The sequence below is a fragment of the Bacillus sp. JH7 genome (genome assembly GCF_001563515.1).
GTDB classification, from domain to species: Bacteria; Bacillota; Bacilli; order Bacillales; family Bacillaceae_G; genus Bacillus_A; species Bacillus_A cereus.
Map to the genome: position 1 here is coordinate 3148707 of NZ_LPUS01000001.1, position 12519 is coordinate 3161225.

Below are 12519 nucleotides of genomic sequence, written 5' to 3' on the forward strand. Positions count from 1 at the left end.
AATTACAATCTCTTTTTCATTACCTATATTCCACTACGTTGTAACTCGTCCAATGATATACGATTAAACACCATCTCAAGTTATTTTAGTCGTAATAAGTTGGCCAGCTTCATTAATAGTAACTTTCCATTTCACTCCACTAGCAGTCTTCATGATTATACCTTTACTTGCCTCTATTTCAATATCTCCAAACATTCTTCCTCCAGTTGTCGCTAACCAAGCACTCCCATTTTCCATAGAAGATCTTGCAAAGATACGATTAATTCGAAAACGCTTATGGTCTTGAGAATAACCACTTAATGTAATTCTAACTTTATATAACTGACTCGCCTTCATATTCGATATAATTGTATCGCCAACATTTAATGGAACATCCAACGCGATAACCCAACTTCCAGTTGCACTTAATGCATATTCAATTTTAATTTTCTTTGGACTCTCTCCCCACCCAAAATACATTCCAAAACAATTTAACATTTGTATTGGTTTTTTCGTAAAATCAAGTTCAATGACAACTGGGTTACTATCTGGAACGTCAATATAGTTTACACTTTGCTCATCTATTAAATTAAAGCAATTGGCTAGATTTCCCCCATACGGTACTTTCCCACTTACTTGTTTAACATTATATTTCTGCTGAGCATTTACTAAAATATCATCTTGATTTCCTATTAAATGAGGTCTATTTAACGTCAAAGGTAACTGAATTCGTAGGGATTCTTCATAAGTAGACTTACAAACATTGTATTGTCCTTTATCTACAATAGTTGTCGAAAGCAGATTTGAAAAAAGGTAGTTACGATGAGAATTGGAAGAAAATTCAATAACAATTTGTTCACTACTCATCCGGTACGTATCCCAAATCATACAATCAAATGTATTATACGCACCTGAACAACGAATTACTTTTTCCGTTTGTTGTCTACATTGCACTTGAATATCATGAAACGTATTTCCTGAACTTTCATTTGGCAAATCACTATTTCCATCTACTTCAATCCCATACACACATCCATCAATAAATATAGATTGAAATACATTGGCGTTAATCCAGCAAGGTGTATTGATATCATTTATATATTCTGTCTTCAAATGTATTGCAGTTTGAAAGTTTTTAATTTGAATAAATTTAACTTGAAAGAAACTAATAAAATCCCATGCCTTTTGACAATAAAAATGTATAGCTTTTCCTTTATACGATGGAGTTGTATTTATTATATTTATATTTGATATAACAGATTGATTAGGTACTTCGATTTGTTGTGAACCAGAAACATAAATAACAGCAGATTGAAACAATGGATTTATAACTTGAAGAGTACCACCAACTATCGAAGCGTTACTTTGTAGCTCAAATGCATTAAAATCCCCATCAATTTGCAGTGTTACGGTAGGATCCAACTCTAATCTTACGTTTGATTTAATAACAATCGGCTTTACAATTTTGTACGTATTTATCCCTGTAATTCTAACCGTCGAAATTCGATTCGCTACACAATAATCAATAGCTTGCTGAATTGCTAATGAGCTATCATTTCCCGAGTTTGGAACTGCGCCAAAACAATCAATATGAACGCTACTTTCTGGCGCACAATCTTCTTGGGATGAAATATATTCTGACAAAATAAATTCACTCCTCATATTACCTTTTTCATATAATATGTGAGTTGTCTCTTAAAAGTTTCTATAATAAAAAAAACAAACGACCTACTCGGTCATTTGTTTAATTCATATATATTTTTCGTTTCCTCTATCATTTTAGTTAACGAAAAATATCTCATTGCTTTCTCTCGTGCTTTCAATCTAATAGCAGTTACCTTTTCTTCATTCCCTTGTAGTTCCTCAAGCGCACTTGCGAATTCAGATTCGCAATATTCAGATATCAAAACACCTGACTCTCCATCTATTACCGCTTCATGTATTCCACCAACATCTATTGAAACAATTGGTGTCCCTGTAGCCATCGCTTCAATTACTACCATTGGAAACACTTCACGAAAAGATAATAAAAGTAAGGCGTCCATATTCCCTATAAACTCATGCGGCTCTGAAATATTCCCTAGCATCTTCACCCTTTGCTGCAATCCATATTTTTCTATTTCTTTCATAATCGATTCTTTCTCTGGTCCATCACCAGCAATATAAAACATAAAATCATTTCTCTTTTTCAACACATTTGCAATTTTGACAAATAGTTGATGGTTTTTCTCTTTGGATAGTCTAGCTAATATCCCTATTTTATATGTAGATTCTTTCTTTTTCTGCTGGAATAAAAACTTTTCAATATCAACACCGTTATAAATTGTATTTATTTTTTCTTCTGCTACATGAATTGAAATTAAATTGTTCTTTTCAAACTCACTTACTGTAATAATATTGTTCACATATTTATTCATGAAATAACGAAAAAGCGTTGGCATTTTCTTTTCTAATATCGTTACATTGTGTTTCGTATAAACAATTTTCATCTTTTTTTTAATAAACTTTTGAAGTAGAAAAGCATATAATACCATTCGCAAACTATTTGCATGAATAAGTTCTATCTTTCGTTTACAAATTTCGTTTCGTAAATAATAAATATTTCTCAAATGATTCCATCGACTAAGTAAGATAAAATTTTCTTTTCTAGTAAGGGATTCATATAGTTCTCCATCACCTGCAGCTGTATAAATCTTAAAATCCTCATAACGCAAATTATTTTCTAATTTACAGAAATAATTTTCGGCTCCGCCAGTTATCAATTTATCAGTCATCAACAGTATATTCATAATTGCGTCTTCCCAACTACATTGATTTTATTTTTTTTATAAGCATGATAAGCATACTTACTAAAATAGTAAAAGCTTTGCACTGCATTAAGACTTTTTTGGTCCCTTAATAATTTCCAATACCGAAAAGCTGCTCTAACTTTATTTCTCGAAACAGAATTTGCTACAATTCGATACTTCGCTAATACTTGCTGTATCCCTTTTGCTTCATGCCCTTCATGTAATAAGTTCAGCCATAACGCTGTATCCTCCGGCTGTATACTAGGCATTTCGACATACGGAATTTTTTCACGATCAATCATCACTGTTAAACACCCGATAATTGTATTTCCTACTAAATAATGATAGTCAACAGATTTTGGTACACTCACTTCACGATTTAATTCATTACCATTTTCATCAATTAAACTATACGACGCATATGAAAAAGCTATATTCATTTCTTCCATAAATAACAATTGTGTCTTCAATTTATGTGGCAACCATATATCATCACTATCTAAAAAGGCAATGTACCTTCCTCTTGCCTCTTGGATCGCTAAATTCCGAGCTTTAGCAGCACCAACATTTTCTTTTAATGATAATAACCTAATTCGTGAGTCTTCTTCTATTATCTCTTTAATTTTTGCGGCAGATTGGTCGGTTGAACCGTCATCAACGATAATCATTTCCCAGTTTTCATACGATTGATTCTGTACAGATGAAATTGTCTCACCTATAAATCGTATACTATTATAAGAAGGTGTTATTACAGAAACATAAGGCGGCTCGTTATGTGCTGATAGACATTTTACCATCTATCTTTCCCCTTCCTTCATATATTGAAATATACTTCACAACAACTGCTAAAAATAAAAAGAACGCTTCGTTAATAATGAGTGACAATGACATCATCTGAAATAAAAATGCAATCATAGTCAATAGAAGATATGGTTTTTCACGAAACAAAGTATGCTGCGCTAGCTTGAACATTAATATGAATAAAAACGCGCTATATAGAAGAAAACCAATTGTACCCGATTCAGACAAAATTTCTAAAAATGTATTGTGTACATATAATTTTTCATTAAATTGATACTCATAATAATTCGAAAAGTTAAAAGCGCCGATTCCAATATATGGATTGGATAAATAATATTTAAAAGCAGCTTCCCATAATGTAAATCTACCACTTCCATTATCATGGGAAAAATCAGAAATTCGTTTATTTAATATATCATCTAATTGGCCCCCCATTACACTATTCGATAAACTAAAAATAACTACACTAAACAATACTAAACTCATAATTATTTTTATTTTTTTGGCGAAACTAGACATACATATATATACAAAAACGACAAGTACAAGCGCTAATATACCGCCCCTTGAAAAGGTTAATAGACTTGTCGTAACACATAAAATCAATCCTAAGATGTTAGTAATATTTTGTAAATTCGTCATATAGTACATAAAAAATATTGTATTATAAAAAATAAAAATGTTAGGATCATCTAGCAATCCAATTAATCGTGGATATCCTCTATCCACTAATAACCCAGCAAAAATTTCTCTCTCTTCTCCACCGTATAAACTAAAGTATTGTAAACCAATTATATATAGTATTAGACTTACAACATTAAATACTACTCCTACATAAGCAATAGATGATTCAAGTACCACTATTTCAGTATTCCCCAATAAATTCCTCATTATAAAATAGCATCCTAAAACGAGTAGCACGCCAAAAATCATACGAATACTAGCATTTAAATACATAGAAAGAATTCCACTTAAACAATAAATGAAATAAAACAGTAAAAATACAACTTCATGAAAATATAACTTTTGAATATGAAAGTTTTTAATTGTTAAACAAAAATATATGACTAAAAAAATCATATATATCTTCAATGAAAATCCAATATATAAATTGTATTTACTTAACATAACAAATAATATTAGAAGAATAATCCATCCCATCGATACTTTCATATTATTTTCCATAGGCTATATCCCCTGTTTCGTAATATAATCCTTTTTGCGTATTTTTCTTATAAAAGAAAGAAGAAGTTTTTTCAGCTCATAATCATATAGGAATATGGCAGCTACTACGATTAATATATTAAGAACAAGCGCAATTAAATGATATGTATGCAATATATATTGCACTCCAATAAAGGTTACACCAAAATAAATTGTATACGGTATTACAATTTGGAATACAATTTTTTTCTTCACTACACTTACCGCTATGTATCCCACTAAAGCGACGATTTCAAATAAAACCATAGCGTATGCCGCTCCTATCACTCCACCAATACTACTAAAGCTATAAAGCATAACCCCACCTATCACCAATGCTACACACTGCACAACAGTCCTCTTATTTTGACATCCACTCGTCGTTAAACCGTCAGCAATGGCAATATTTAAACTTTGTAGCACAATAAGAAATGATAATATTTGGAGTGGTTCTACTGCATCGCTCCATTCTTCATGAAAAAATATAGAAATAAAGTATGGTGCTAAATGATATAAACCGATTGTCATACATATTCCTACAATCGCCATTGATTTAATTTGAAGCAAATTTAATTTCGTATGCTCTTCTATATTATTCTGGTTATAATGCTTAAAAAGCACTGGAAAAAATGCACCTGCAATTACCCCTGGTACTTGATATAAAGCTGCCGGCATCCGGTACGCCACTGCAAAAACACCTACTATACTTAATGGCAATGTATAGTTAAGCAAGATAGGCGCTAATTGTGGCGTACTCATTATTAAAAAACCGCTTATAATAAAGGGAGTTAATTGCCAAAATAACGCTTTATGAATTACGACTTTCATATTCATTTTCGTCTTTCTTCTCATGATATATATACTGAATAAACCGCCGATCATATACCCAAAAGCATATAAGCGAGCCGTTACATACACCGGTAACTCTCCGAAAATACAAAAACATGTAATTATAATGACAACTGATGCTGATACAACTTTTATGAGCGCTATATACTTCATACGTTCCGTCAGTTGAAAATAGGCAATCCCTATGTTTTGCCAAGTTAATCCTATTAACATGAAAAACATTACGTTTATCATCATATAAATTAAATTTTTATCCGCATACATATAATGAATAGCAATATAACCGATGATAGAAATAAAAATAAGTAGAATCATCCTTATTTTTATATACGATGATAAAATCTGCTCTAAATCTGCTCCATCCTTTGCCCCTTCTCGAAGAAACGTATTACTAAGTCCTAAGTCTGTAAAGAATAACATAACAAACGTCACTGCTATGGCAACACTAAACATCCCATAATGTTGTGCGTTAAAAAAGTTTGCTAAAACAATTAAACTGACGGCCTGAAGAAGGTTAGCTAAAATCGTACTATAAAATAGATGGATAATATTGTTTAGAATAGATCTACCCATACAAGTTCTCCTTTGCAAGTAACCTACTTACATATGTTGTTTATTTACATATATATTTATCTTGCACCATTACCGTTCAATACAATTAAAACGGTTTTACATAAAATACGGATGTCCATCCGAAATGTTTTCATTTCAATATACTCCATGTCCAGCCTCAACTTTTCCTTTGGATCAAGATTATACCCTCCATTTATTTGTGCCCATCCTGTTAATCCTGGTTTTACTATTAAACGTTCCTTAAATTCTGGAATATACGCATCAAACTCATTATAAAAAAACTCTCTCTCTGGTCTAGGGCCTACAAAAGACATATCTCCTCTTAAAATGTTTAAAAGTTGCGGTAATTCATCAATTCTCGTTTTTCTTATAAACAATCCAACTTTTGTAATTCTTTGATCATGTTCTGTTGCCCATTGTGGTCCGTTCATTTCAGCATCCTTTACCATCGACCTTAATTTAAATACATTAAACTTCTTCCCGTTTATACCTAAACGTTCTTGAAAGTATATTGGAGCCCCTGATGTTTCTAAAGTAATCATAATACAAAAGAACAACATAATTGGTATTGTTAATAGTAACAATATGATTGAAAATATAATATCAAACAAGCGTTTTACACTTCGATTCAATATGCTAGGCTTTTCTTGAGCCGGAATCGTATACAACTTGGCTTGATTTGTTTCACGAATCATGGATCGTTACCCCCACATTCAAGAATATAAAATTATACCTATTACTTCACATTCTTTCCTATTTATATCCGCTATTACTTTTTGCACTGTACGTAGTGAATCTTTTCGCTTTTTAACTGCTAAAACCACTCCATCGCATTTCCCTGCAATAATGTGCGTAGCAGGAAGCTCAAATACTTCAGAAGAATAAAAGAAAATGTAATCAAAATCTTCTTTCCACTTAGCAATCGCATTATCAAATTCATCCATAGCAACTAAGGGCGTCCCTGTGTGTACTGTTTTTTTTGCAGGAATACAATATAAGTATTTAGACAAATTACTAGAAAAAGATTCATAATTACAGGGGGAAGAGCTTATTATATCGTTTACTGTTATCATGTGATCACTTTGTAATAATACATGTAATTTTGGGTCAGAAAAATTCACATCAATAAGTAACACCTTTTTCTTCATTTCAGCAAACACTAGACCCATATTTACTATAAGCGAGGCAACAACACCTCTGTCCTTCGTTGAACTAACTGTGAACAGTTGTTTTCCAGATTTTCTCAACTCGTGATACACCGTATAAAACTGCTCTTTCATCAGATCATCATGCAAATCGAATGGCAGCTGTTTCTTTGTCCTAAACATCGACATGTTCACCTCGATATATAGATGATTGTTTATCAACCTCTGTAGATTTCTGTTTTCTATTCGGTTTCATATTTATGTGACCAATAACAGAGACTGTTGTTATTTTCTCTAAATCTTGTTCCGTGTATATACGTTCATCAAAATAATCTCGAAATACAGCTAAACCTATCCCAACAAAAAAACTAACAATTAAAGAAATAGGAATGATCAGTTGAAATTTCGGAAACAATTTTTCAGCCTGTTCCTGTAACTCAGGATCCGTCAACACTTTCACACCTTGTACATTTGTGTACTGTTGAAAACTTTTTTGTGATTGCTCTGCCAATGTCTTTACAATGTCTTTCACGACTTTCGGATTGGAATCTTTTACTGTAACAGTTACAATTTGTGAGTTGTCCGTATTCACTACCGAGATTTTTTGTGCTAATTCATAACTTGATTGCTCTAATTTCAAAGTTTTTTTGACTGTTGAAATAATTAATGGGCTTTTTAAAATATCAACATACGATGTTACTAGTTGCTTATTTTCTTGTGTTTTATTTGTTGAATTTTCCTTATTAAACTCATCTAAATTCCCAACAAGAATTTGCGTTGAATATTGATATGACGGCTTTAAAACATACATAGAGATAAGAACTAAAGAAGCGGTTAAACAACACATCGTTAAAATAATCGTTACGAATCTTCTTTTCAATAATTGTTGAAAATCTTTTATACTCATTTCTTGCTTCAATTATTTCACCGCCCTTTTCTGAATAACATCCTGCAAGTCACTCTTTACAGATACCCCTCTCTTCTTTCTATCCACTTGTTTTGTTACATACTTTCCGACTCTGAATGCAAATTTTTCTACATATATATACGAAAGTATTGCAAATATAAACGAAAATATAAGTGAAAAAATTAAAATAATAGGCAACGGTAATATTTCATGGAGCATGTATATAAGGGAAAACAACGATATAATATGGTATAAATAAAGACTGTAAGAAATCTTCCCCAAATATAACAAGTATTTATTGCGTAGCAAGGATGACAAAGTTGATATTGACAAACTTAATATGACAAATAGACTTGCACTTATCGCCACTACGTAGTCTCGAAATATAAAATTATTGAGTACTTTAATTTCTCCAATAAGTCCTTCATACATAAAAAGTAAAATCGCAAATAAAAACCATGCAATTTTCGTATTTTTAGTACAATTACTATAAAAAACTATTAAATTATTTTTATACTTCGCAACTAGTGCTCCGAGTAAAAACAGCACCGTATAATGCAACGTTAATGCATAGCTTGTTAATGTTAAGCCCGAGCGAAACAAAAATAATATTACGACAGAACATATACTAAAACTAAACAATAATAGTAATGAACACCTTAACGTTTTTCGTAAACAAATCATCAAAATTAACGGAAAAATTATTGATATTCGCATTTCATGGACAAGTGACCAAATCACACCGTTATATGCATCTGTATTATATTTCCCAACCAATAAAATATGTTGCGCTATTAAGCTTGGAGAACTTTCAATCGTCCATGAGCGATTAAACCATTCACTTAAATAAGAAATACCATATTCACTAATTGTAGCTTGGCATATAATAGCTATAATTATTGCCACAATATAAGGAATATATATTCTGCATATACGTTTTAAAAGGTATGACCCATAGCTACTATAGGTTTTTTGAATAGATTCATACAAAACAAATCCGCTCAAAACAAAAAAGATAATAACAGATTCGTTACCACTACTAAAAATAAGACGAGCAGGCGTTTCTTTTAATAGATACACAACAAATGGTTTATTATCTTCATAGCTGTAATTTTGAAATGCTGAAAAAATCATTAAATGATGACCGATCATTACTATTAATGAAGAAATCCCTCTTATAGAATCCAATTCCTCGTATCTCTTCATCTTTTTACATCAACTCCTAATGAAATGATAATAATCATTTCAAAGCGACATCTTTATTCATATTCCTCTCCTTTCTTTTCATTCCAATTTTTCATATTAAAATGATTTTATAGTATAAATTTGAGTGTATTGTAACATTTTTTGTAATATTATGAATAGCGAATCTCAAAAATTGGTATATACCAATTTCAACCTCGAAAAATGAGTAATATTGATAGAAAAACACTATAAAAATTTCTTGCATATTTACAAAATTAAAGAGATGAATAGCGTTTTTTCAATATAAAATAAAAAAGATAGCCTACATAGGCTATCTTTTTTATTTTATTTAATTACTAGCACCACTATATGCTACATGTCGTTTCTCAATTCTCTCTTCAATTTCTTTCATATTTTCTTTATTATTTAATAGTGATTGTTTATTTTCAATTAATAATTGTTTAAAAGATTTTCTCACTTTTTTTCTCATTTTCATTGTCCTCCTTGGGGGATGGTTTATATAAAAGATAAAGAATTATCTGTGTGTCCTTATAATAATTGATTGTTGTGAATTCTATTTGAACTTCATATGAAAATTCCGTTTATTTTCTGACAACTTTGTGAACACGAAAAAAAGACTCTCTAAAACTATGTTGAAATTAATTCACTTCATTATAAAAATTACTATTCCCCTCAACTTTTATCATTATATCTTGTCGAAACATTTATATATTTAAAATTGAGTTCGACATAATTTTATTTACTATAATACTGTTTACAAAAACAAAAAGAAGGTGTCACCAAGTCAAATTTCGACTTATGCAACATCCCTCTTTCCAAACTATTTATAGCATATTTATTAATATTTCAGGTCTTCCCCAATTCATTTCTTCACAAACAAATCTAAGTTTTTCTTCATCCATTGTGTGTAATCCCTCTTCTAGTAAACATGAAATTGGAACTTCACAGTGAATTTGTGCTAATTGCAACGAAATATTTAAGTTCTCTAAATCACTTTCAATCTTCGTACGCTGCGCTTTTGTTAATGATTCTACATTTTCTAGTACAGCGGATACTGTTCCGTGCTCTTGAATAAGCTTATACGCTGTTTTTTCACCGATACCTTTTACACCTGGATAATTATCACTTGTATCTCCCATGAAAGCTTTTGCATGGACGATTTGCCACGGCTCTACACCTTTTTCTTCCATGATTTTCTCCGGTGTGTAATATTCGTAATTTCCAATTCCTTTACGCAGAAGCATAACTGTAACGTTCTTATCAACAAGTTGAAGCAAATCCGTATCACCTGTTAAAATATAAACTTCAGCTTCATTGCAATATTGTTTTGCAAGCGTACCGATACAATCATCGGCTTCGTAGCCTTTCATACCGATAACTGGAATGGATAATTTTGCAGTCATTTCTTGCACTAAATCAAATTGAGGAATTAATTCTTCTGGTGGCGCTGCACGATTTGCTTTATAATTCGAGAACGATTCTGTTCTAAATGTCGTACTTCCCATATCCCAGCATGTAACGATATGTGTTGGTTCGATCGCTTGCGTAGCTGTTAATAAGTGTTTCATATAACCATGAATCCCGTTCGTAGGGGTTCCATCTTGTCGTTTCATAAATTGTCCGTAGACACTTGTTGCGTAAAAAGCACGAAATAATAGTGCCATACCATCAACTAATAATACTTTTTTCATAATTCCTCTCCTATTAAAAAAATAATAACCTTACGTTATCACGTAAGGTTATATAAATAGATTACCATTCTACGTTTTTGCTCAACTTTGTCTATTATACATTGTTTTTGTATATTTAGCATCATTAACACATTAAGACGTTCTACTACAACAAGTATGCAAGATACCTGAATACGTATTTTTTCCAGTAGAAACAACGATAGCTTTTGCATTTCCACTAACGATATGCGAACCTTTAAAACATACATTTTCAAGCTCAAGTGGATTATAATCTTTCATCCGTTTTAATGGAATAAATCGTTTACGTTCAAGGTGATAGCAGCTCTCAAACTTCTCTATATTCGCTTCGTTTCCCGTTAACACAGACTCATTCACTAATAAATCATCTGCATAAATAATACGTACATCAGCTGGCACAGCATCTCCAGCCGAAAGAAAAATCATATCTCCAGGTACAAGTTCTTGCACAGGTATCTCCATCATTTTCAGTTCACTATTTAGCCCTGTACTACTAGAATATTCTACTCTAGATACAGTAATCGTTTCACGTTGTAATTCATCACACACACGTTGTTTTGAAAAACCTGGAATCATGCCACCTAGCTTCATCATTACTTCCGCAAGAAGTGCTCTTTTTGAAGTTAGTTCATTTCGGCCATATACTTGAATACGTTTTTGTGCCTCTTTCATTGATAGTCCGTCTCTTGTTGTTTTAAAATATGCAAATACAGATTTTACATCTCTTGTTGCAATTTCAATTAATAAATCTTTATTTTTTTGGAGCATTGTTTGTTCTTTTATTGATTTTTTACTTAGTTTATATGACGTGTTACCCACAGTTTTGTTTGCATATAACATATTATCGTCTCCTCCTTTACAACATAGGAAGAAACGCTTTGTTTCTCAATTTATCCACTTTACTGTGAAAGTGTCTCGCGCTTTATAAACGCTACATTGTGATAAATATAGAGGGAGGAACAAATCGTTTCCTGCCTACATCATATATTTTTGATTTGAAGTATATGGGTAACGGAACCGAGTCAGAATTTGACATGCTCCTCACCTCCTCGTTTAATTTTATAGTTTATAATATGAAATTACTCATAGCTTGGTAACAAAAAAGACCCCTACCCTTAAGAGAGTAGCGGCCATTACATACACAAATAAACGATTTCTAATATAATTAGAAATCTACGGACCTCTCCCTCACCGAGTTTTAGCACTGTATAGCATAGGTACATTACCAGCTACGTTAAGAAAAACCTTAATTCGATCATTCCTGTTGACCCATTGGCGTCTCTCGACATTTTTGGGCAGTAGCATTTCTCTATACAGGAGCCTCACCTAACAGAGACTTATTTTCATTACATTGAAAA

12 protein-coding genes and 1 riboswitch are annotated in these 12519 nt (G+C 31.7%); all 12 genes read right to left on the bottom strand.

Annotation, left to right across the window (positions count from 1 at the left end; genetic code table 11):
* Window positions 1-75: 75 nt before the first annotated feature.
* A complete protein-coding gene (locus tag AU379_RS15735; protein ID WP_061139479.1) occupies window positions 76-1623 on the bottom strand; it encodes a hypothetical protein in 1548 nt (515 codons plus the stop codon).
* A gap of 92 nt (window positions 1624-1715) precedes the next feature.
* Window positions 1716-2768, bottom strand: coding sequence for a glycosyltransferase family 4 protein (locus tag AU379_RS15740; RefSeq protein ID WP_001023685.1), 1053 nt, complete (start codon window positions 2766-2768; stop codon window positions 1716-1718).
* Complete coding sequence (locus AU379_RS15745) at window positions 2765-3565, bottom strand: glycosyltransferase (protein WP_061139480.1); 801 nt, start codon at window positions 3563-3565, stop codon at window positions 2765-2767. The genes AU379_RS15740 and AU379_RS15745 overlap by 4 nt, the downstream gene beginning before the upstream one ends.
* Window positions 3540-4754 carry an O-antigen ligase family protein gene (locus tag AU379_RS15750; protein ID WP_000429880.1) on the bottom strand — a complete coding sequence of 405 codons (1215 nt, stop codon included), beginning with the start codon at window positions 4752-4754 and terminating at the stop codon, window positions 3540-3542. Before AU379_RS15750 ends, AU379_RS15745 begins: the two co-directional genes overlap by 26 nt.
* Window positions 4755-4757: 3 nt before the next feature.
* The gene (locus AU379_RS15755; protein WP_025967086.1) at window positions 4758-6194 is read right to left on the bottom strand and encodes an oligosaccharide flippase family protein; all 1437 of its coding nucleotides are present in this window, start codon (window positions 6192-6194) and stop codon (window positions 4758-4760) included.
* A gap of 56 nt (window positions 6195-6250) precedes the next feature.
* A complete protein-coding gene (locus AU379_RS15760; protein WP_000617652.1) occupies window positions 6251-6889 on the bottom strand; it encodes a sugar transferase in 639 nt (212 codons plus the stop codon).
* Between the two features lie 18 nt (window positions 6890-6907).
* Window positions 6908-7528, bottom strand: coding sequence for a CpsD/CapB family tyrosine-protein kinase (locus tag AU379_RS15765; RefSeq protein WP_025967085.1), 621 nt, complete (start codon window positions 7526-7528; stop codon window positions 6908-6910).
* Window positions 7515-8258: a Wzz/FepE/Etk N-terminal domain-containing protein gene (locus AU379_RS15770; protein ID WP_000807059.1), complete on the bottom strand. Its 744-nt coding sequence runs from the start codon at window positions 8256-8258 to the stop codon at window positions 7515-7517. Before AU379_RS15770 ends, AU379_RS15765 begins: the two co-directional genes overlap by 14 nt.
* On the bottom strand, window positions 8259-9452 hold the full coding sequence (locus AU379_RS15775; RefSeq protein WP_025967084.1) for an acyltransferase: 1194 nt from the start codon (window positions 9450-9452) through the stop codon (window positions 8259-8261).
* Between the two features lie 328 nt (window positions 9453-9780).
* Entirely contained in the window at window positions 9781-9921 is a 141-nt protein-coding gene (locus AU379_RS15780; RefSeq protein WP_001228048.1) for an FbpB family small basic protein, read from the bottom strand.
* 355 nt (window positions 9922-10276) lie between these two features.
* Entirely contained in the window at window positions 10277-11143 is an 867-nt protein-coding gene (locus AU379_RS15785; protein WP_000757069.1) for a 5'-3' exonuclease, read from the bottom strand.
* A gap of 132 nt (window positions 11144-11275) precedes the next feature.
* On the bottom strand, window positions 11276-12001 hold the full coding sequence (locus AU379_RS15790; protein WP_000964951.1) for a cation-transporting P-type ATPase: 726 nt from the start codon (window positions 11999-12001) through the stop codon (window positions 11276-11278).
* Between the two features lie 337 nt (window positions 12002-12338).
* Window positions 12339-12502, bottom strand: a riboswitch (M-box (ykoK) riboswitch).
* Between the last annotated feature and the right edge of the window lie 17 nt (window positions 12503-12519).